The 19,293-nt window shown below is 66.9% G+C and carries 20 protein-coding genes; 9 read left to right on the top strand and 11 right to left on the bottom strand.

What is annotated here, in order from left to right; all coding sequences use genetic code 11:
• Window positions 1-27: 27 nt before the first annotated feature.
• Complete coding sequence (locus tag MKK84_RS12015; protein WP_243920021.1) at window positions 28-756, top strand: hypothetical protein; 729 nt, start codon at window positions 28-30, stop codon at window positions 754-756.
• A gap of 11 nt (window positions 757-767) precedes the next feature.
• On the opposite strand, the gene MKK84_RS12010 is transcribed toward MKK84_RS12015, so the two are convergent.
• Window positions 768-1,622, bottom strand: a complete 855-nt coding sequence (locus tag MKK84_RS12010) for a LysR family transcriptional regulator (RefSeq protein WP_243920020.1) — start codon at window positions 1,620-1,622, stop codon at window positions 768-770.
• Between the two features lie 88 nt (window positions 1,623-1,710).
• Between MKK84_RS12010 and MKK84_RS12005 the strand changes: the two genes are divergently transcribed.
• Window positions 1,711-3,012 carry an aspartate aminotransferase family protein gene (locus MKK84_RS12005; protein ID WP_243920018.1) on the top strand — a complete coding sequence of 434 codons (1,302 nt, stop codon included), beginning with the start codon at window positions 1,711-1,713 and terminating at the stop codon, window positions 3,010-3,012.
• A gap of 7 nt (window positions 3,013-3,019) precedes the next feature.
• Here the strand turns inward: MKK84_RS12005 and MKK84_RS12000 are convergent, their stop codons facing one another.
• Window positions 3,020-4,885, bottom strand: a complete 1,866-nt coding sequence (locus MKK84_RS12000) for an ABC-F family ATP-binding cassette domain-containing protein (protein WP_243920016.1) — start codon at window positions 4,883-4,885, stop codon at window positions 3,020-3,022.
• 303 nt (window positions 4,886-5,188) lie between these two features.
• On the opposite strand from MKK84_RS12000, the gene MKK84_RS11995 reads away from it, so the two are divergent.
• Window positions 5,189-6,256 carry an HD-GYP domain-containing protein gene (locus tag MKK84_RS11995; protein WP_243920015.1) on the top strand — a complete coding sequence of 356 codons (1,068 nt, stop codon included), beginning with the start codon at window positions 5,189-5,191 and terminating at the stop codon, window positions 6,254-6,256.
• Between the two features lie 27 nt (window positions 6,257-6,283).
• On the opposite strand, the gene MKK84_RS11990 is transcribed toward MKK84_RS11995, so the two are convergent.
• Window positions 6,284-7,198, bottom strand: coding sequence for a UDP-3-O-acyl-N-acetylglucosamine deacetylase (locus tag MKK84_RS11990; protein ID WP_243920014.1), 915 nt, complete (start codon window positions 7,196-7,198; stop codon window positions 6,284-6,286).
• Between the two features lie 247 nt (window positions 7,199-7,445).
• Here MKK84_RS11990 and MKK84_RS11985 point away from each other — a divergent pair, with 247 nt between their 5' ends.
• Genes MKK84_RS11985 through MKK84_RS11970 form a run of 4 tightly spaced genes read left to right on the top strand, consistent with a single transcriptional unit; the run spans window position 7,446 to window position 10,867 of the window.
• Complete coding sequence (locus tag MKK84_RS11985; RefSeq protein ID WP_243920013.1) at window positions 7,446-8,132, top strand: Crp/Fnr family transcriptional regulator; 687 nt, start codon at window positions 7,446-7,448, stop codon at window positions 8,130-8,132.
• A 4-nt stretch (window positions 8,133-8,136) separates the two neighbouring features.
• A complete protein-coding gene (locus tag MKK84_RS11980; RefSeq protein ID WP_243920012.1) occupies window positions 8,137-9,192 on the top strand; it encodes an ABC transporter ATP-binding protein in 1,056 nt (351 codons plus the stop codon).
• Complete coding sequence (locus MKK84_RS11975) at window positions 9,189-10,097, top strand: ABC transporter permease subunit (protein ID WP_243920011.1); 909 nt, start codon at window positions 9,189-9,191, stop codon at window positions 10,095-10,097. Before MKK84_RS11980 ends, MKK84_RS11975 begins: the two co-directional genes overlap by 4 nt.
• Window positions 10,094-10,867: an ABC transporter permease gene (locus MKK84_RS11970; protein ID WP_243920010.1), complete on the top strand. Its 774-nt coding sequence runs from the start codon at window positions 10,094-10,096 to the stop codon at window positions 10,865-10,867. Before MKK84_RS11975 ends, MKK84_RS11970 begins: the two co-directional genes overlap by 4 nt.
• Before the next feature lie 713 nt (window positions 10,868-11,580).
• Here the strand turns inward: MKK84_RS11970 and ureG are convergent.
• The 7 genes from ureG to MKK84_RS11935 all read right to left on the bottom strand — a co-directional run bounded on the left by ureG (window position 11,581) and on the right by MKK84_RS11935 (window position 16,987).
• A complete protein-coding gene (gene ureG / locus MKK84_RS11965; protein WP_243920009.1) occupies window positions 11,581-12,204 on the bottom strand; it encodes an urease accessory protein UreG in 624 nt (207 codons plus the stop codon).
• A 9-nt stretch (window positions 12,205-12,213) separates the two neighbouring features.
• Window positions 12,214-12,924, bottom strand: coding sequence for an urease accessory protein UreF (locus MKK84_RS11960; RefSeq protein WP_243920007.1), 711 nt, complete (start codon window positions 12,922-12,924; stop codon window positions 12,214-12,216).
• Window positions 12,890-13,366 carry an urease accessory protein UreE gene (locus MKK84_RS11955; protein ID WP_243920005.1) on the bottom strand — a complete coding sequence of 159 codons (477 nt, stop codon included), beginning with the start codon at window positions 13,364-13,366 and terminating at the stop codon, window positions 12,890-12,892. The genes MKK84_RS11960 and MKK84_RS11955 overlap by 35 nt, the downstream gene beginning before the upstream one ends.
• The gene (locus MKK84_RS11950) at window positions 13,363-13,512 is read right to left on the bottom strand and encodes a DUF29 family protein (protein ID WP_243920003.1); all 150 of its coding nucleotides are present in this window, start codon (window positions 13,510-13,512) and stop codon (window positions 13,363-13,365) included. The genes MKK84_RS11955 and MKK84_RS11950 overlap by 4 nt, the downstream gene beginning before the upstream one ends.
• Window positions 13,513-13,545: 33 nt before the next feature.
• Window positions 13,546-15,273 (bottom strand): urease subunit alpha, encoded by a 1,728-nt coding sequence (gene ureC, locus MKK84_RS11945; RefSeq protein WP_243920001.1) that lies wholly within the window; start codon window positions 15,271-15,273, stop codon window positions 13,546-13,548.
• 2 nt (window positions 15,274-15,275) lie between these two features.
• Window positions 15,276-15,896, bottom strand: coding sequence for an urease subunit gamma (locus MKK84_RS11940; RefSeq protein ID WP_243919999.1), 621 nt, complete (start codon window positions 15,894-15,896; stop codon window positions 15,276-15,278).
• A gap of 77 nt (window positions 15,897-15,973) precedes the next feature.
• Entirely contained in the window at window positions 15,974-16,987 is a 1,014-nt protein-coding gene (locus MKK84_RS11935; RefSeq protein ID WP_243919997.1) for a LysR family transcriptional regulator, read from the bottom strand.
• A gap of 97 nt (window positions 16,988-17,084) precedes the next feature.
• On the opposite strand from MKK84_RS11935, the gene MKK84_RS35445 reads away from it, so the two are divergent.
• Together MKK84_RS35445 and MKK84_RS11925 are read left to right on the top strand one after the other, a co-directional pair.
• On the top strand, window positions 17,085-18,335 hold the full coding sequence (locus MKK84_RS35445; RefSeq protein WP_279599494.1) for a GNAT family N-acetyltransferase: 1,251 nt from the start codon (window positions 17,085-17,087) through the stop codon (window positions 18,333-18,335).
• Window positions 18,332-18,946: a cysteine hydrolase family protein gene (locus tag MKK84_RS11925; protein ID WP_243919995.1), complete on the top strand. Its 615-nt coding sequence runs from the start codon at window positions 18,332-18,334 to the stop codon at window positions 18,944-18,946. The genes MKK84_RS35445 and MKK84_RS11925 overlap by 4 nt, the downstream gene beginning before the upstream one ends.
• Here the strand turns inward: MKK84_RS11925 and MKK84_RS11920 are convergent.
• The coding region (locus MKK84_RS11920; protein WP_243919993.1) for a hypothetical protein at window positions 18,900-19,293 on the bottom strand (394 nt) is incomplete at its 5' end. The two genes, MKK84_RS11925 and MKK84_RS11920, sit on opposite strands and share 47 nt — an antisense overlap.

The following is a 19,293-nucleotide window of genomic DNA, read 5'->3' as shown; positions in this document are numbered from 1 at the left end:
TCAGCTCTGCGGGTGGGAGAATAAAACATGGATTACGTTTCGTCGATGGCCGCGGTCGCAGCAGCCATGCAGAAAGCTCAGCAGGACGATGCGGCCGCGCTGGCAAAATCGAAAGCCGTTGCGCAGGTTCAGCCCGCGGCGCTCGATCCGCGGCCGACCTACACGCTGGCGCCGGGTACCGCCGACGCGATGCTGTCGCTGGCAAACGTGAAGACGCAAGCGATCAGCACAGCTGAGTTCGAGAGCCGATACATGCACGCATCCCAGATCACGGAGGCGGCGGCGGCCGTCGTGACGGCTCCTGTCGTTGCGCCAGAACCCGTCAAGGCGGTCAGTGCGTCGAACCGGAACTGGATCGAGGATGTTCGCCTCGAACACATTCCAACCAGAAAGGTCGGGGCCGACACGATCGTGCAATACGATAATCCGCGGGTTATGGCGGCGTGGAATGCGGCTTTTCCGGATGTGCCAGACCGGAAGTTTCGCGGCCTCACGATGGCGGACACGAACGTCAAGCCCGACAAGACAAGAGCATCAAATGAAATAGGTCCGGCGATCGCAGAAAAGAATATCTATCTGCTTTGCGACACGGAAAATTACAAAGCCTTCACCGAGACTCACCCGGAGGCACACATCAATTGGATTCCCGTGAAGAATGAGGAGATCGTGCTGTTTTGGCCGAACGATCGCGTCCGGGACGAGGGGAACGCATCGAGTGTCCCGTCTCACCGCTCGTCGGAGGCTGAAGAGGATTGATCGACGCGGCCTCAAAGTGCCGGAAGGATTTCTCGGACGTGTCGGGCGAACGCGCGGGCCAGCGGCGAGGCATGACGCTCCTCGATCCGGATCGTTATGCCGATCCGCGTGAGCGGCGGTAAACCGCTGGCGGCTGTCAGGATTCGCAAATCGGCCGCGACGGCGGAACGAGTCAGGACCGCGACAGCTTGGCCGGAGCGTACCACGGCTAGAAGTCCGGAAAGGCTGCCGCTCGCGTAGGCGATGCGGTAGCAGCGTCCGGCGCGGTCGAGAGCGGCGACGGCGGCCCGGTGGTCGAGGGTATCGAGATCGCCCAGTGCCAACGGGATGGGATCGGTCCAGAGACCTGATTGGTCGCGCGGCACCACCCAGACGAGGTCCTCTCGTCTCAGGATTGCTCGGTCGGCTGCGAGCGGGACCGACACGAGGGCGAGGTCGAGGCCGCCGCGATCGAACTGCGCCTGGAGCCGGGGCGTCGATCCGCAGATCACCTCGATCGCCGCCGCCGGGTGGTGTTGTGCGAAGCCGCGCAGCAGGGTCGACAGGAAGGCCTGCGCGTAATCGTCTGGGCAGCCGAAGCGCAGAGTCCCGCTCAAGCTCCCGTTGGAGAATTCGGCCAGGGCCCCGTTATGCGAGGACAGGATGCGACGGGCGTGGATCAGAAAGCGCTCGCCCTGCACGGTCGGCACGACGCCGCGGCCGGTCCGCGTCAGAAGCGAGTGACCGACGAGATCCTCCAGCCGCTTCATCTGCATGCTGAGCGCGGCCTGGCTCCGGCCGATTTGGCTCGCCGCTCGGCTGAGCGCGCCCGTCTTGGCCACGCTGGCGAAGCTGCGAAGGAGGTCCATGTCGAGGCTGCGTACCATCAGCGCCGCTGAATGCTCCCGTCAAAATTAGAAGCTGCCCGGCAATCCACGACTCCCCTAACATGGCCGGCAACGAGAAGGAGCGGCCATGACGCGGAACGACGATCCGGATTTCTGGGCACGGGCGCGCCGGCACCTGATCCGCTACGGCGGAGCCTTCGCGCCGCTGATTATCGAGCGCGCGGAGGGCAGCTTCGTCTACGACGCCGACGGGCGGAAGATCCTCGATTTTACCTCCGGCAAGATGAGCGCGATCCTGGGTCATGGCCATCCCGAGATCGCCGCCGTGGTGGCGGACCACGTCGGCCGGCTCGACCATCTGTTCAGCGGGATGCTGACCCGGCCGGTGGTCGACCTCGCCACCGAATTGGCCCGGATCGCGCCCGGTGAACTCGAACGGGCCCTGTTGCTGACCACCGGGGCCGAGGCCAACGAGGCCGCCCTCCGCATGGCCAAGCTTGCCACGGGCGGCTGGGAGGTGGTGAGCTTTGCCCAGTCCTGGCACGGGATGACCGCGGGGGCGGCCTCGGCGACCTACAGCGCCGGTCGGAAAGGCTACGGGCCGGCCCCGACCGGCTCGTTCGCGATCCCGGCGCCGAACGCCTATCGCCCCGCCTTCGAGAAGGACGGCGCGCCCGACTGGCGGGCTGAGCTGGATTACGCGTTCGCGCTGATCGATCGGCAATCGACCGGTAATCTCGCAGCCTTTCTCGCAGAGCCGATCCTGAGTTCAGGCGGCATCATCGACCTGCCGCCGGGCTACCTCGCCGCGCTGAAGGGCAAATGCACCGAGCGCGGCATGCTGCTGATCCTTGACGAGGCCCAGACGGGGATCGGTCGTACGGGCCTGATGTTCGCCTGCGAACGCGACCGTGTTGTGCCCGATATCCTGACGCTTTCGAAGACCCTGGGCGCCGGCCTGCCGCTCGCGGCCGTCCTGACCAAGCCGGCGATCGAGGATCTCTGTCACGCGCGCGGGTTCCTGTTCTACACCACGCACGTTTCCGACCCGCTGCCGGCGGCGGTCGGCCTGAAGGTGCTGGAGATCGTCGCACGCGACGGACTGGTTGGGCGGGCCGAAGAGGCTGGCGCCCGGCTCGCCACGCGGTTGCGCGCCCTCCAGCAACGCTTCGTCTGCATCGGCGACGTGCGCGGTCGCGGATTGCTTCAGGGCGTCGAGATCGTTGCCGACCGGGCGACGAAGGTTCCGGCATCGGAACTCGGTGACGCCATCACCCGGCGCTGCCTGGAATTCGGTCTCAGCATGAATATCGTTCAATTGCCGGGCATGGGCGGCGTGTTCCGCATCGCGCCGCCGCTTACCGCCACAGACGCGGAGATCGACCTGGGCGTCGACATTCTCGAGCGCGCGCTGGAATCCTGCACGTAGCCAGCGCTCACGCCGCCTCGATCTCGCTGCTGACCACCAGCCATTCCTCCTCGGCGGCGGCCAGTGCGCTGGCCGCGTCCGCGCGCATCTTGGCGATCTCGCCGGCCTTCGCGGCATTCTCCCGGAAGGCGGAACCATCCTCCAGGGCCGCATCGATCTTCTGAATGGCGGCGGTCAACTTCGCCATGCGCGCCTCGATGGCCTCGAGTCGCTTGCGCAGCGGTGCCAGTGCGGCGCGGCGCTCGACCCCCGCCCGGCGCGCTTCGGCCTTCTGACCGCCGGCGGGCTCCGCCTCCCGCTCGTCGTCCCGGTCCGGACCGGCCAGAACGAGGCGGCGGTAATCATCCATGTCGCCATCGAAGGTCTTCACGGTGCCGTCGGCCACCAGCCACAGCCGGTCGGCGCAGGCCTCCACGAGGAAGCGGTCGTGCGAGACCAGGATGACGGCCCCCTCGTAGTCGTTGATGGCCTCCACCAGCGCCTGCCGGCTCTCGATATCGAGGTGATTGGTGGGCTCGTCGAGGATCAGCAGATGCGGTCCGTGGAAGGCCGCCAACCCCATCAGCAGCCGCGCCTTCTCGCCACCCGAAAGCTTCTCGACCGGCGTGTCGGCTTTGTTGGCGCCGAAGCCGAGCCGGGCGGTGGCGGAGCGAACCTTCGCCTCGGGTACGTCGGGCATCAGGGTCCGGACATGCGCATAGGCGCTCTCGGAGGGGCGCAGCTCGTCGAGCTGGTGCTGGGCGAAGTAGGCGACCTCCATCTTGGAGGAGCGCTTCACCTCGCCGGCGACCGGCCCGAGACGTCCACCGATCAGCTTGCAGAATGTCGATTTGCCGTTGCCGTTGGCACCGAGCAGCGCAACCCGGTCGTCCGGGGCGAGGCTGAGATCGAGGCCCGTCAGCACGATCCGGTCGCCGTAGCCAGCCTTCACCCGCTCCATCGCAACGATCGGCGGCGACAGCGGCTTCTCGGGGCTCGGCAGGTGGATCACCGGGACGTCGTCGTCGAGCAGAGCCGCGATCGGCTCCATCTTGGCGAGGCGCTTCATCCGCGACTGCGCTTGGCGCGCCTTCGTGGCTTTGGCCTTGAACCGGTCGATGAAGCTCTGCAGATGCGCCCGCTCGACATCCTGCTTGGCCTTCGCCTTGGCCTGGAGCACGCGCTTCTCGGAGAGCTGCTTGGCGAAGCTCGTATAGCCGCCGCGGTAGATCGTCAGTTTACCCCGGTCGAGATGCAGGATGTGGTCGACGCTGGTGTCGAGCAGATCCCTGTCGTGGCTGATGATGATTGCGGTGCGCGGGTAGCGCTCGAGGTAGTCGTAGAGCCACAGCGTGCCCTCGATATCGAGGTAGTTGGTCGGCTCGTCGAGGAGGAGCAGGTCCGGCTCGGAGAACAGCACGGCGGCCAGCGCCACCCGCATCCGCCAGCCGCCCGAGAAATCCGAGCAGGGCCGGGCCTGCGCGGCGGCATCGAACCCGAGGCCATGCAGGATCGCGGCGGCGCGGGCCGGCGCCGAGTGGGCGCCGATATCGACGAGCCGCGTCTCGATCTCGGCGCGGCGGAGACCATCGGCCGTTTCGGCCTCTGCCATCAGCCGGGCGCGCTCAGTGTCGGCGGCGAGCACCACTGCGTGCAACGTCTCCGGGCCGGCTGGGGCCTCCTGGGCGACCGCACCGATCCGCATGCCCCTGGGTAACGAGACCGACTTCGCGTCCACCGGCAGCTCGCCCAAGATTGCCTTGAACAGCGTGGTCTTGCCAGCGCCATTGCGCCCGACGAGGCCGACGCGCGCGCCCTCCGGGATCGTGAAGCTCGCGGAATCGAGGATCAGGCGGTCGCCGAAGCGGTATGTGAGGTCGTTGACGCGCAGCATGGCGGCGTTCTGGCTGTCCGGAGGCGGAGAGGCAAGCTCCCGCCACCAGCCGATCCGGGCGCCGCGCCGCAGACGGTCTGGAAAATGACCCGATCGCTGAAAGCTGGTTCGCGGGGCAGCCCTTTAACGGAATCGCATCATTCCCGAAGCAAGGTCTTTCATTGAGCCGGTTTTACAATTCAGAGCCTGTCGCAGGTATGGTGTCGGACATAGCAGCAGACCGCAGCGCCATCGCATGCTTTGGTTGGTCCTGCCCTGATCTGACCGATTCGGGCTTGGCCCGGGATTGAAAGGAATCAAGTCTTGCGTCGGACTCTGATCCTGACCGACGATTTGGGCCGCGGCGAACGACTGGCGCGCAATCTCGGCGCCGATGCGGGCGTTTCGCTGCATGACCTGTACGGCGATGACGCACCGCCTGCGGGATCGGGTCTGATCATCAGCGACGTCAGCGCGCTGACCTCCGAGTCCGTTCGTCGCCTGCGCCAAGCCCTCGCGGTCGCGCGCAGCCCCGATGCGCCGTTCCTGGCGCTTATCCACGGCAATCTCGGTCGCGGCGAGATCCAGGCTACCGCTTTGGGTGCCACCCGGGTTCTGCCGGCCTCCGCGGCGCATGCCCTGCTGCTGAACACCGTCGCCGGCCTTACGCTTGGCGGCGCGGCGCAAACGCCGAAGCGTAGCGATCTGATTGATCAGGCCGCGGCAGCCCGGGAGGTCTTCGCCAGCATCTTCCGCGCCGACGGACCGCCGAGCGCGGCGACGGTCGAATCCGGCGCCGCTCTGGTCAATCAGGCAATCCGCGAGACCAAGATCCGGGACTGGCTCGCGGTGGTCGCGAGCTTCGACGACAACACGCATCGGCATTGCCTGAGTGTGGCCGGACTGGCTGCGGAATTCGCGCGGACGCTGGGCCTCAACGAATCCGATTCGCGCCATCTGGTCAAAGGCGCGCTGCTCCACGACATCGGTAAGGCAAAGATCCCGCGCGCCATCCTGAACAAGCCGGCGCCGCTGACGCCGGAGGAGCGGCGGGAAATGGATCGCCACCCCGCCATCGGCCACGCGATGCTGGTGAACGGGCATTACGATCCCCTGACCCTGGCGGTCGTCCGCTCGCATCACGAGTACCTCGACGGTTCGGGTTACCCGGATGGCCTGCGCGGCGAGGAGATCCCGGACCTCGTGCGTCTGATCACGATCGCCGACATCTTCGCGGCGCTGATCGAGGCGCGGCCCTATAAGGCTCCGAAACCGGCCCGGGAGGCCTATGCGATCCTCAAGTCCATGGGGGCGAAGCTCGACGGCGACCTCGTGCGCGCCTTCGCGGCCGTCGCCAGCGCATGCGACGTGCCGCAGCGCGCCTCGGCCTGACCGCCGAAGGCACGACAGCGCGCGGCCTCAGGCCAGCTCCCAGGCTGCCCGGTCCCGCATCAGCGCCGCCACGAGGGCGTGATTCAGCTCATGCCCGGTGTGGAAGGCGGTGACCTTTCCCTCGACCCAATGGCCGGTCAGAGCGAGGTCGCCGACGAGGTCGAGCACGCGATGGCGCACGGGTTCGTCCGGGACGCGTAAGCCGCCGAGCACCCGATCGCGTATCAGGAGCGCGGCGGAGCCGGTCGAAACGCCCTGCAGGAAATCCCGGCCCGTGACGTAGCCGAAGGCCCGCCCAGCCATGGCGCGCACATATCGACCGAAACTCCGCGACGGTACGATCTCCCGCTCGAACGTCTCAGGCGTGATCGCGCCGGACCAGTCGAGGGGCCCGATATGCGCCAGCTCGATATGTCCCGTGACGTGGAGGCCGGTACCGGGTTCGATCCGGATATGCCGCCGCCCATTCCTGACCGACACGGCGCGCAGCACCCGAATGGGACGGCAGCCCTGTGGCTGCTCTCTTCGCCCCGCCGCACGGATCGCTTCGCACCAAGGCGTGGCGCTGCCGTCGAAGATCGGCAACTCGTCGGCGTCGATCTCAACCAGCGCATTGTCGATCTGGAGGGCACTCAGCGACGCCAGGAGGTGCTCGATCGTCCGGACAAGAATCCCCTCGCGCCGGAGGGCCGAGGACAGGGGCTGCGATTCGCGGTACTGCCAGAGGGCCGGCACGTCGATGGCGCGGCCATCGTTCAGCCGGCGACGGAAGACGATGCCGTGACCTGCCGGAGCCGGACAAACCCGGACCGTGGCGTGTCGACCGGAATGGAGGCTCCGCCCGGATCGCTCGAACGGTAGCGCCAGTGTGGCTTGAAACCGGGTCGCCTGGTTGTGCGGGGCGGACGAAGTCGCGCCAGGATTGAGACGTGTGATCGACAAGGCACGAGCATCGGTACCGCCCGCTGCGGCGGCTTCGGCATGTAGCTCAGTTAACCTGATCCACGCTAATAAACTCCTGTTCACCCGAGGTTGGCTTGACCGGCCAGCCCGTGACGGTCACGATCACCTCGGCCCGAGGGCTGAACGCCGTTGCGGCGGTGCCCGGGCTGCCTTCGTCCCCAGATCTGCGGCCGGCACCCGTTCGGGCAGGAATGAAGGCCGGACTGGCGTTGAGGGAACCGGATTGATGGCGCGGCTGGGGACGATACCCTTCTTCAAGGATCCGGGAATCGAGCTCAGCGCGTATGAGTCCCGCTGCCACTGGCGCCGCTTCGACGAGAACGAAGTGCTGGTCGACTTCGACGACATCTCGACCGACGTCTATTTCATCGCCTCCGGCGAGGTCCGGATCCTCAATCGGACCCAATCCGGAAAAGAGGTGATCCTCGGCGAGATGCGGGGCGGCGCGTTCTTCGGCGAGTTGGCCGCCATCGACGGGATCGGCCGTTCCGCCAACGTGACGGCGCTGACCCGCGGAGAGGTCTGCGTGGTGCCGGCTTCGGTGTTCCGGCAGATGGTGTTCGCTTCGGAGGCCATCGCCGACCGTCTCTTCCGTCTCCTGGCCAAGCGCGTGCGCGAACTCAACACCCGGCTCATGGAACACGCGCTGCTCGACCTGAAGCATCGCCTCTACGCCGAACTGCTGCGCCTTTCGGTGCCCCGGTCGGGCACCTCGGGCGAGCGGGTCGTCTCGCCACCGCCCTACCATCATGTGCTCGCGGCGCGGATCGGCTGCCGGCGTGAGCAGGTCACCCGGGAATTCACCGCGATGGCCGCCGAGGGCTTGGTCGACAGGACCCGCGGCGCGCTCGTCCTGCGCAGGCCCGATCTGCTGGAAGCGCGCGTGGCCGAGGCGCTGCGCGAGGATTCCTGATCTCTTGTCGAGCCCAGCGCCGCGATTGATCCTGGACGGCCTGACCAAGAATTTCGGCACCTACCGGGCAGTCGATGACGTAACGCTCGCGCTGAAACCCGGGGAATTCTTTTGCCTGCTCGGGCCATCCGGCTGCGGCAAGAGCACCCTCCTGCGCCTCATCGCGGGTTTCGAGCGGCCGAGTGCCGGCCGGATCCAGCTGGGCGACCAAGATCTCTCCGGGCTGCCACCGCATCGGCGCCCGGTGAACATGATGTTCCAGTCCTACGCGCTGTTCCCGCATATGAGCGTGGCGGACAATATTGCCTACGGCCTCAAGGGAATCGGTAAGGCCGCCATCGCCGCGCAGGTGGCGGATCTTCTGCGCCTCGTGCGCCTCGAAGGCCTCGGCGGACGCCGTCCCGAGACGCTCTCGGGCGGCCAACGGCAGCGTGTTGCCCTGGCTCGGGCGCTCGCGAGAGAACCGAAGCTGCTGCTCCTCGACGAGCCCCTCGGCGCCCTCGATCGGGGCCTGCGCGAGGAAACGCAAGGCGAGTTGCGCGCCGTGCAGCGCCGTCTCGGGACCGCCTTCGTGGTCGTGACCCACGATCCCGAAGAGGCGATGATGCTGGCTGATCGGATCGGCGTCATGGAGGCCGGACGACTGGTCCAGATCGGGCCGCCGACCGAGCTCTATAGGAGGCCGGCCAACCGCTACGTCGCAGGCCTCCTGGGCGATGTGAATCTGATACCGGGGCGCCTCGGCCCGCACGAACCCGGGGAGGGCCGGACCGTCGAGACCGCGCAAGGTCCAGTCCGGGGGATCGTCGCACCATCGCTGGCCGAGGGTGCCGCGGTGGTGGTGGCGGTGCGCCCGGAGGATCTCGTGCTCAGTGTTGAGGGCTTGCCGGTCACGGTCACGGATACGACCTTCCTGGGCGATCGCCTGCGCTCCACCTTGCGCCTGCCGGACGGATCGACCCTACGGGCAAGTACGCGCCCGACCGACGCAGCTATACCGTCAGGGGCGGAAACCCGCGTCGGCTTCGCAGCCAAGGCGGCGGTGATTCTGCCGGCATGAGCGGATTGCGGCGCCCTGTGTTCGATCGGCTGCTCCGCCTGCCGCCCTTCCTGTGGCTGACCGTCTTCTTCTTTCTGCCCTTCGCGATCACGCTCAAGATCAGCCTCTCGGAGCCGGCGACCGCCATACCGCCCTACCTACCAGTCCTTGACTGGCACGGGGGCCTCGACGGCTGGTCGAGCTTCCTCGAAGCCCTGAACCTCGACAATTATGCCACCCTCTACGCCGACCCGTTCTACCGCGACGCCGCCCTCGGCTCTCTGGGCTATGCGGCGCTCGCAAGCGCCATCCTCGTGGCGACCGGCACGCCGCTGGCCTACGCGTTGGCGCGGGCGCCGTCGCGGTGGCAGCCCTTGCTGGTCGCACTCGTGGTCGTCCCGTTCTGGACGAGCTTCCTGATCCGCGTCTACGCCTGGATCGCGATCCTGAAGCCCGAGGGGCTTCTCAACCTCGTCCTGCTCCGGCTCGGACTGATCGGCACGCCCCTGACAATCCTGAACACCGACGCGGCGGTGATCATCGGCCTCGTCTACGCCTATCTGCCCTTTATGGTGCTGCCGCTCTACGCGGTGATGAACCGCCTCGATCCCACCCTGCGGGATGCCGCCGCGGATCTCGGCGCCTCGCCGGCGCGGGTCTTCTGGAGCGTGACGCTGCCACTCAGCCTGCCGGGTATCGTGGCCGGTGCCGGCCTGTGCTTCATCCCCATGGTGGGCGAGTTCATCATCCCGGATCTGCTCGGCAGTTCGGAGACCCTGATGCTCGGCCGTGTGCTGTGGACCGAGTTCTTTTCGAATCGGGATTGGCCGCTGGCCTCCGCGGTCGCCGTCCTGATCCTCGCCATCTTGATCGTCCCGGTCGTGCTTTTTCGCGACAGCCTGCAGGCAGGCGAGGAGGGTCCGTGACCTGGGTGACGCGCACCGCCTTGGTGGCCGGGCTCATCTTCCTCTACGCGCCGATCCTGGTGTTGATTGGCTATTCATTCAACGCCTCGCCGCTGGTCACCGTGTGGGGCGGATTCTCGACCCGCTGGTACGCTGAACTGCTGTCCGACGCGCCGCTGCTCGCCTCGGCCTGGGTCTCGCTGAAGGTCGCGCTTCTGGCGAGCTTGATCGCGACGCTGCTCGGAACGCTGGCCGCGCTGGTGCTGGAAAGGCAGCGCCGTTTCCGGGGCAGGGCTCTCTTCACCGGCCTCGTCCTCGGTCCGATCGTGATGCCGGAGGTGATGATCGGCCTGTCGCTCCTGCTTATGTACATCGGCATCGGGCTCGACCGCAGCCTGCTCACCATCGTGATCGCGCACGCCACCTTCTGCACCGGGTTCGTGGCCGTGGTGGTGGCGGCGCGGTTGCGCGGCCTCGACCGATCGCTGGAGGAGGCCGCCGCCGACCTCGGCGCTGGGCCGATGCGTGTGCTGATGACCATCACCCTGCCGCTGCTCGCACCGGCCCTGGCGGCCGGAGCGCTCCTCGCCTTCACCCTGTCGCTCGACGATCTAGTCATCGCGAGCTTCGTCTCGGGTCCAGGTTCGACGACGCTGCCGATGCGCCTCTACAGCCGCGTCCGGCTCGGCGTGAACCCGGAGATCAACGCGGCCTCGACGATGCTCGTTGGCCTTGTGAGCGCGGCGGTTCTGATCGCGTCTTGGCTGACGGCGCGACAGGAAAACCGCTGACGCCGCGCTTCCACACGATCCATGGCTCCAGGCCCACTCACGACCGGGGCGTGTGTAGAGGCTGATCGCCACCGCAACGCCGACCGCGACGATGATGAGCGCGATGCTCATCGCTGATGTCCGGGTTTGCGATTCCCGATGCCTGCCTAATCGATCAGCGCCATAACCGCCGAGGTGGCGGGAACGCACAAGATCAGCCGAACGCGAGGCGGCGGGAGCCGAAAGACGAATGCTCGAGCCGGCTCAGACAAAAAGGGGCGATGAAGGTACCAATAAATGGCAGATCGGCGCGTCGACGCAGACTTTGTATCTGCGTCACAATCCGAAAAGTGCCCCATACTCCGGGATCGAGCAGTGTTCGTTAGCTGTCAGTCACAGCGCGCTGGCAGCATCAATTACCAAATTGTGCGCTGACGCACACGGCTACGGTTCGGCCGAGCTTATGGATATAAGATCCGTTTCAGACACGGAAGATGGTGAGGCACTTCACCCATGGCCCGCACGTTGACCCTGCTTACCCTGATTGCTTGTCTCGTCGCCCCGGTCGCCGAAGCCCGGCCGGCACGGGGACCGGCCAAGCCTCCGCTCAACGCCGCCCTTAAAACGCGCGACACTGCGCTCCGCGACTTCGACGCCCGCATGAGCCGGCTGGATGGGTTGATGGGCGTGCCAATGACTCATGCGGTTCGGTCGCGCTCCGCTGAGGCGGGCCGTTAGCGACTCGCTCCCAACCCGCCCGCCTCCTCGATGAACCGCGCCACAAAGTCGGCACCGGCCCCTTCGCGGAGGGACGCGAACACGTAGGGCCGCGTACCGCGCATCCGCTGCGTGTCGGCCTCCATGACCGACAGGTCCGCTCCGACCAATGGCGCCAGGTCGGTCTTGTTGACGATCAGCAGGTCCGACCGCGTGATGCCGGGACCGCCCTTGCGCGGGATCTTCTCGCCGCCGGCGACGTCGATCACATAGAGGGTGATATCGGCGAGTTCCGGCGAGAAGGTTGCGGCAAGGTTGTCGCCGCCGGATTCGATCAGGACCAGATCGAGCTTCGGAAAGCGTCGGCTCATCTCGGCCACTGCGGCGAGATTGATGGAGGCGTCCTCGCGGATCGCCGTGTGCGGACAACCGCCGGTCTCGACGCCGAGGATGCGTTCCTCCGGTAGCGCGCCCGCTACGGTGAGGATCCGCGCATCCTCCTTGGTATAGATGTCATTGGTGATCGCGCAGATCTCGTAGCGGTCTCGGAAGCGCTTGCAGAGCTGCTCCATCAAGGCGGTTTTACCGGATCCGACAGGACCGCCGATTCCGACGCGAAGTGGTCCGTTCGATGGGGTCATGCTGCGCGCTCAGGATCGGAAGATACGAGAATACTGGGTCTCGTGGCGGAAGGAGCCGAGATCGAGGCGGATCGTCGCCGCGCCGAGGGCATCGAGATCCGCGTCCTTGGCCTCGGTCGCCAATGCGGCAAGACGTGGAGCAAGGGCTGCGATGATTCGTGTGCCAGCCGTCTGACCGACCGGTGCCGCCCGTAGAGCCGCCGAGACGAGGTTCTGCATGAAGGCGAGCCCATAGGCGGCGAGCGTCGGCTCGGGTGCCAAGCCGTGCGCTCCAGCGGAAGCGCCGACCGTTACGGGATAGGCGACCGGGCCCGACAGATGAGAGGCCACGGCCCACAGGGATGGGCAGGGCCACGCCGCGACGGTCGCGTCCAGGAAGCTGCGGCCCTGCTGACTCGTCTCCAGATGCAATTCACGTGACGGGGCCAAAGCCAAGGCGAGATCGTTGAGCGCGGCCAGTGCGGCACCATCCTCAGCCTGCGCGGCCCGATGGGCATGGTGGGCCAGGATGAGGTCGTTGCGCAGCGACCCGTACGCGGAGACATCCAACAGCCAGTCCAAGAGGCTCGCCTCGTCGCGGATGTCACCGGCTTCGGCGGCCCACTCCAGGCCGTGCGAGTATGCATAGGCGCCGACCGGATAGCCCGGTGACAGCCAAGCCATCAATCGGAGCGCGTCCGGGATCTCAGCCGGCGGCATGGGGATGGTCGTGGTGGCCATGCTCGTGACTGCTCGCGTAGGCGCCGCCTTCGGGTTGAAACGGCCGCTCCACGTGGGCCGCTGTGCCGCCGAGCCCCCTAACCATCGTGGCGAGAACGTGATCGTCAGCGATCCAGATTGCGTCCGTGCCGATCTCAGCCGGAATGTGCCGGTTGCCGATGTGCCAGATGAGGCGCTTGAGGGCCAGATCGTTCGGCGCCCGAATCTCGAGAAGGCGCTCCGCGGCCGCTTCGACCCAGACCAAGCGGCCATCGTCGAGGACGAGGGCGTCGCCGTCTTCCAGCACGGCGGGTGCGGGCAAATCGAGCAGGAAGCCGAGGCCGCCGATGCCCCGCATGGCAATACGCCTCCGATGGCGGTCGCCATGGTCGAGGACGACCCGGTCGATGATCTCGCCGCCCGAGAGGGTATCGCGGCGGAGAATGCGGGTGGCGCGGATCATCGCGCCAGGGAACTCAGCGCACGCGGAATGAAATCCAAGGTTAGCACCTCATCGGTCAGGTTCGGCACATCGCGTTCGTCGAATGAATTTTCACGCAGCCACTGAACCTGTTCCTCAACCCAGCCGCTCAGGTCGGCCTTAATCATTCCGGGCCTCCAGTTACTTTGCCCGTTGGGACTTCAAAACAGGAAGTAGCGCTGCGCCATCGGCAATACCTCGGCGGGCTCGCAGACCAGCAATTCTCCGTCGGCACGAACATCGTAGGTCTCGGGATCGACCTCGATCACCGGTGTGGCATCGTTCAGCACCATGCTGGCCTTGGAGATGCCGCCCCGGACGTTCTCGACCGCGACCAGCTCCTTCTGGACGCCAAGGCGCTCCCGCAGACCGTCCGCGATGGCGGCGCCGGACACGAAGGTGAGGGCGGTGGCGAAGGGCGCCCGGCCATAGGCCCCGAACATTGGGCGGTAATGCACCGGCTGGGGGGTCGGAATCGAGGCGTTGGGATCGCCCATCGGCGCCGCCGCGATGCTGCCGCCCTTGAGGATGAGATCGGGCTTCACCCCGAAGAACGCCGGGGTCCACAGGACCAGATCGGCGAGCTTACCCGGTTCGACTGAGCCGATGTGCTTGGAGATCCCGTGCGCGATGGCGGGATTGATCGTGTACTTCGCGATGTAGCGGCGGGCGCGCAGGTTGTCGGTCCCCGAGCTGTCGCCGGCGAGGGCGCCTCGCTGCCGTTTCATCTTGTCGGCGGTCTGCCATGTGCGAATGATGACCTCGCCGACCCGGCCCATGGCCTGGCTGTCCGAAGACATCATCGAGAGGGCGCCGAGATCGTGCAGGATGTCCTCGGCAGCGATGGTCTCGCGCCGGATCCGGCTCTCCGCGAACGCAAGGTCTTCGGGGATCGATGGGTCGAGGTGGTGGCACACCATCAGCATATCGAGATGCTCGTCGATGGTGTTGCGCGTGTAGGGCCGTGTCGGGTTGGTCGAGGAAGGCAGCACGTTGGGCAGCCCGGCCACCTTGATGATGTCGGGTGCGTGGCCGCCGCCCGCGCCCTCGGTGTGGAAGGCATGGATGGTCCGGCCCTTGAAGGCCGCGATCGTGTCCTCGACGAAGCCCGACTCGTTGAGCGTGTCGGTGTGAATCATGACCTGGATGTCGTGTGCATCGGCCACCGACAGGCAGGTGTCGATCGCGGCCGGCGTCGTCCCCCAATCCTCGTGGAGCTTCAGCGCACAGGCGCCGGCCCGGACCATCTCGACGAGGCTCTCCGGCCGGGCGGCGTTGCCCTTCCCGGCGAAGGCGAGGTTCATCGGGAAGGCGTCGGCCGCCTCGATCATCCGGGCGATGTGCCAGGGGCCGGGCGTGCAGGTGGTGGCGAAGGTGCCGTGCGCCGGCCCGGTGCCGCCGCCGAGCATCGTCGTAACGCCAGAGCACAAAGCCTCCTCGATCTGCTGCGGGCAGATGAAGTGGATGTGACTGTCGAAGCCGCCGGCAGTGAGGATCTTGCCCTCACCGGCGATGACCTCGGTGCCGGGGCCGACCACGATGTCGACGCCCGGCTGCACGTCCGGATTCCCGGCCTTGCCGAGCCGGAAGATCCGGCCGCGCACGATCCCGACATCGCATTTCACGATGCCCCAATGATCGAGCACGACGGCATTGGTGATCACCGTGTCGACGGCGCCGCCGGCATTCGTCACCTGGCTCTGGCCCATGCCGTCGCGAATGACCTTGCCGCCGCCGAACTTCACCTCCTCGCCATAGGTGGTGAAATCGCGCTCGACCGTGATCTCCAGGCTTGTGTCGGCGAGGCGGATGCGGTCGCCGACCGTGGGCCCAAACATGTCGGCATAGGCGGCACGGGGGAGACTGGCGGGCTTCGGGGTGTTGGCCATGCTCACAGCTTGCCCATCACGTCACCACGGAAACCGTAGACAGTGCGTCCGCCCGAGAGCGGCACCAGCGCAACCTCCCGGGTCGAGCCGGGCTCGAAACGGACGGCGGTTCCGGGGGCGATGTCGAGGCGTTTGCCGCGGGCCTGCTCGCGCGCGAAGACGAGTCCCGGGTTGACTTCGAAGAAGTGGTAATGGGACCCGACTTGGATCGGCCGGTCGCCCGTGTTGGCGACCTCGATCACGGTGCGTTCGGCGCCGGCGTTGAAGACGATCTCGCCGGGCAGCGTCGTCACCGCACCGGGCACGTCGGACGAGGCCGCGCCGCGAATCGGATGATGAACGGTGACCAGCTTGGTTCCGTCCGGGAACGTTGCTTCGACCTGGATGTCGGAGATCATCTCGGACACGCCCTCCATCACCTGATCGACGGTCAGCACGCTGGCGCCCGCCTGCATCAGTTCGGCGACGGTTCGACCGTCCCTGGCGCCCTCCACGACATAGTCGCTGATCAGCGCCACGGCTTCCGGATGGTTGAGCTTTACGCCACGTGCCAGGCGGTTGCGCGCCACCTGGGCCGCCATGGCGATCAGCAGCTTGTCCTTCTCGCGGGGTGTCAGCAGCACGGGCAACCTCGTCGTCGCGACGGCCGGAGCAAGGATCATGCGCGCGGCGCGGTCAAGGGTGTCGAAGCAGGCTTGGCTCAGGGCGTCATGCCGGTAAAGCCGGCGAACAGATCGGGCAGGGGCGCGCCCTTGATCGCGCTCGGCAGGTCCCGAGGGTGGATGAACGCGTCCTGGAACCAGGGATAGCGCTTGGGATCGAAGGCGGCGCGGACCCAGTCGATGGTCCGGCGTACCCGCTCGATCCGTTCGACATCGGGATGGTAAGTCAGCCAGATATCGAGGCTGTACCGGCCGAGGTTGTCCACCGGGACGACCCGAGCCCCGATCGCGCTCGCGTAAGTCGGTAGCAGGCCGATCCCCGCTCCCTTGGCGATGGCCCAATAATACGCGCTGCTGACATTGATCTTCAGAGCGATGGGGATCGAGGCGGGGAAACCGGGAATGTCCCGATTGTAATCCTCAAGGCGGATCGTCTGGCTGCTCGCCTGAACCACGATCCTGTGGCGCGCGAGATCCTCTGGAGCCGCGGGAAGACCGTAGGTCTCCTCGTACTCCCTGGCCGCGTAGGGCATCAGATGGATCCGCCCGAGCTTGACGATCCGTAGATCCGGGCTGGTCGGACGCGTCAGCTGGATCGCGATGTCGGCTTCCAGCCGCAGGACATCGGCGGATTCCATCGCGCAGCGCAGATCGACGGTGAGGCGCGGGTTCGCCCGCTGGAACTCGACCAGCCGCGGCGCGAGCCAGAAGGCGCCCAGCCCCTCGGTGACCGCGATCCGCACCTCCCCGGCTTCTGAGAACGGCGCCGACTCGCCCGCCCGAACCAGCCCGAACGCCGCGTCCTCCATGCGGCTCGCGGCCTCCAGGATCGCGCGACCCTCGGCGGTCAGGCGGATGCCGTCCACGTGGCGGGTGAGCAGGGGCGCGCCGATCAGGGCTTCGAGATCGCCGACCCTCCGGCGGACCGAGTTGACCGACACGCCGAGTTGGGCGGCCGCCGACCGGAAGCTCCCGGCGCGTTCGAGGATCAGGAACACCCGGATGCTCTGCCAGTCGGGCATGGCGCCCAGGGCCGCCGCAACCTGTTCCATCTACGGAACACCCCTGTTCCAATTTTTGCACATACAGCGCGAGCGCTAGATGCGAAGTGCTGAACCGTCAATCCGCAAGCGAATGTTAGGTCATCCGATGACGGTGCACATCGATCGATCCCTATTCGTTGCCGGAGACCCGGCACGACTTGATCCGTCCCAGATCTCTGCGCGGCAGCGCCACGAACTTGGCGCCATCCGGATCGATCGGCTGGCACGCCATCTGGTGATCTTCATGCCGGCGCCGGGCGACCTCGAACGGCTCATCGCGGCCGCTCGGACCGATCTGCCGGATCTTGCGCCGCTCCGGACCGTGCAGCGGGTGATGTCGCACAATCCGGATAGCGTCTTGGCGATCGCGCAGCGGCACAAGTTCGACGCCGCGGCACCGCAGGGCGAGGGCTTTGTCGCTTGCCTGATGTTGAACGCGGCAGGGCTCGCCGCCCTCAAGGTGGGCACGTTCGACGCGGCCGATCCGCCGGTGGCGATGCTTGCGGGTCAGCACGAACGTCCGGCGGGCATCTATGTCTGGGCCGTCTATGCGCGCCGCCGCCTGGCCGGCGGGGTCGGCTTGGTCTTCGATCGCCTGTCCAGCCCGAACTATCAGGGCGTCGATTTCTACGCCCGCGCCGCGACCCCGGAAGGTGCCGGGCTCCTGACGACGCTGGGCTTTGCTCCGCCGAGCGCTACGCAGGGCGGGCTCTACCACTTCGCCCGCGGATCGAAGCCCGAAGCCGCGCCGAGCTACGACAGCCACCGCCCCGGCGGCCATGGAACCAGCGTCGCCGTGGCGCGGAGCATGGAGGATCTCGCCCGCGTCATCGCCCTGCGCTCCGCCGTCTACATGGCCGAGCAGGCCTGCCCGTACGAGGAGGAATTCGACGGCAACGACCTCTCGGCCACCCACCTGATCGGCTACGTCGGCGACGAGCCCGCCGGATGCCTGCGCATCCGCTTCTTCGCGGATTTCGCCAAGATCGAACGGTTGGCGGTGCGCGCCGAATATCGCAACACCCGCATGGCCTTCGCCCTGGTCCGCGCCGGCATCGAACTTGCCCGGGTCAAGGGCTACCGCCGCCTCTACGGTCACGCGCAGAAGCGCCTCGTCGGCTTCTGGAGCCGCTTCGGCTTCCGGGTGTTCGAGGGCGCTCAAGAATTGGTCTTTTCTGACTTCGACTACGTGGAGATGCTGCTCGAAGCCGAACGCCACCCTCAGGCCATCGGCATCGGCGTCGATCCCTACGTCATCATCCGGCCGGAGGGGCGCTGGCACCGGGCGGGTGCGCTCGACCGCTCGCGAACACGCGCCGTGACCCGGCCCTCTGTCGACAGGGCGGTTGCCCAATGACGCGCCAGATCAATCCGGCGCTCTACCGGCGGCCGCGCAGCGTTCCAGTGCTGGTGCTGGTCGACATGCAGCAGGAATACGAGGTCGCAGGCCGGCCGCTGGCGCTTCCGAGCATCGGCCCGGCGCTCTCGAACTGCCGGCTCGCCCTCGACCATGCCCGCGAAAGCGGCATCCAGGTCGCCTACGTCCGCTGGATCGGGGCACCGCTGTTCCAGGCGGGCACCCGCTTCGCCCGCTGGATCGAGGGCTTCGAGCCGCAGGGCTGCGACATGATCTTCGATCGGGACCGGCCCTCCTGCTACGCCAGCCCGGCCTTCGCCGACGTCATGGAGCGGGGCTCTCCGCCGCTGGTCATCGCGGGCTTCGCCGGCGAGGCCGCGTGCCTCGCCACCGCGATCGACGGTTTCCACCGCGGCCAGGACATCACCTTCCTGAGCGACGCCTCAGCGAGCCACGGCCTCGATGGGATCACCCCCGCCGATATCCACCGCTCGGTCAGCGCGGTCCTGCGTGCCTTCGGGGATGTCATGAGCACGCAAAGCTGGATCGCCGCTTCGTCACCCTTCAGCCCGACTGCGTTCGCCCCCAACTCGACCCATGCCAATGATTGATCAAATTCAGAACGACGGTGCCGGCGGTGCAGCTTTGCGCGCGGGCGATACCGAGATCGACCTCCGCCTTGGACATCACGCAATCGAGCTCCTCCAGGCGGCCAGAGAAGCCGGTGATCCCGCGCTGATCGCCCATGCCGAGGCCATGGCCATGGCTGTGGGGTTCGCGCTGGCGTCCCGTGTCGAGGAAGGTGTTCCGCACGAGGGGTAATACCAATCGACGGTGAGGCTGACTCACGGGGTATCGTTGCGGCTCTGGATCTGATTCGATGAGGTGAACCGGAGGGTTTGCCATGTCATCTGCGGTGCGGCTGCGTGAGGACTTCACGGCCGACGATCTGCGGCGG

Source organism: Methylobacterium sp. E-065 (assembly GCF_022829605.1).
GTDB lineage: Bacteria > Pseudomonadota > Alphaproteobacteria > Rhizobiales > Beijerinckiaceae > Methylobacterium.
The sequence above is the reverse complement of the archived record's forward strand: the minus strand, read 5'-3'. Positions and strand labels throughout refer to the sequence as shown.

What these genes read in the sequence shown, in the direction of transcription:
- MKK84_RS12010 (WP_243920020.1), bottom strand. Translation starts at nt 1,622, where the DNA reads ATGGTACGCAGCCTCGACATGGACCTCCTTCGCAGCTTCGCCAGCGTG.
- MKK84_RS12015 (WP_243920021.1), top strand. Translation starts at nt 28, where the DNA reads ATGGATTACGTTTCGTCGATGGCCGCGGTCGCAGCAGCCATGCAGAAA.
- MKK84_RS11925 (WP_243919995.1), top strand. Translation starts at nt 18,332, where the DNA reads ATGACGCGCCAGATCAATCCGGCGCTCTACCGGCGGCCGCGCAGCGTT.
- MKK84_RS11935 (WP_243919997.1), bottom strand. Translation starts at nt 16,987, where the DNA reads ATGGAACAGGTTGCGGCGGCCCTGGGCGCCATGCCCGACTGGCAGAGC.
- ureC (WP_243920001.1), bottom strand. Translation starts at nt 15,273, where the DNA reads ATGGCCAACACCCCGAAGCCCGCCAGTCTCCCCCGTGCCGCCTATGCC.
- MKK84_RS12005 (WP_243920018.1), top strand. Translation starts at nt 1,711, where the DNA reads ATGACGCGGAACGACGATCCGGATTTCTGGGCACGGGCGCGCCGGCAC.
- MKK84_RS11960 (WP_243920007.1), bottom strand. Translation starts at nt 12,924, where the DNA reads ATGGCCACCACGACCATCCCCATGCCGCCGGCTGAGATCCCGGACGCG.
- MKK84_RS11985 (WP_243920013.1), top strand. Translation starts at nt 7,446, where the DNA reads ATGGCGCGGCTGGGGACGATACCCTTCTTCAAGGATCCGGGAATCGAG.
- MKK84_RS35445 (WP_279599494.1), top strand. Translation starts at nt 17,085, where the DNA reads ATGACGGTGCACATCGATCGATCCCTATTCGTTGCCGGAGACCCGGCA.
- ureG (WP_243920009.1), bottom strand. Translation starts at nt 12,204, where the DNA reads ATGACCCCATCGAACGGACCACTTCGCGTCGGAATCGGCGGTCCTGTC.
- MKK84_RS11955 (WP_243920005.1), bottom strand. Translation starts at nt 13,366, where the DNA reads ATGATCCGCGCCACCCGCATTCTCCGCCGCGATACCCTCTCGGGCGGC.
- MKK84_RS12000 (WP_243920016.1), bottom strand. Translation starts at nt 4,885, where the DNA reads ATGCTGCGCGTCAACGACCTCACATACCGCTTCGGCGACCGCCTGATC.
- MKK84_RS11950 (WP_243920003.1), bottom strand. Translation starts at nt 13,512, where the DNA reads ATGATTAAGGCCGACCTGAGCGGCTGGGTTGAGGAACAGGTTCAGTGG.
- MKK84_RS11975 (WP_243920011.1), top strand. Translation starts at nt 9,189, where the DNA reads ATGAGCGGATTGCGGCGCCCTGTGTTCGATCGGCTGCTCCGCCTGCCG.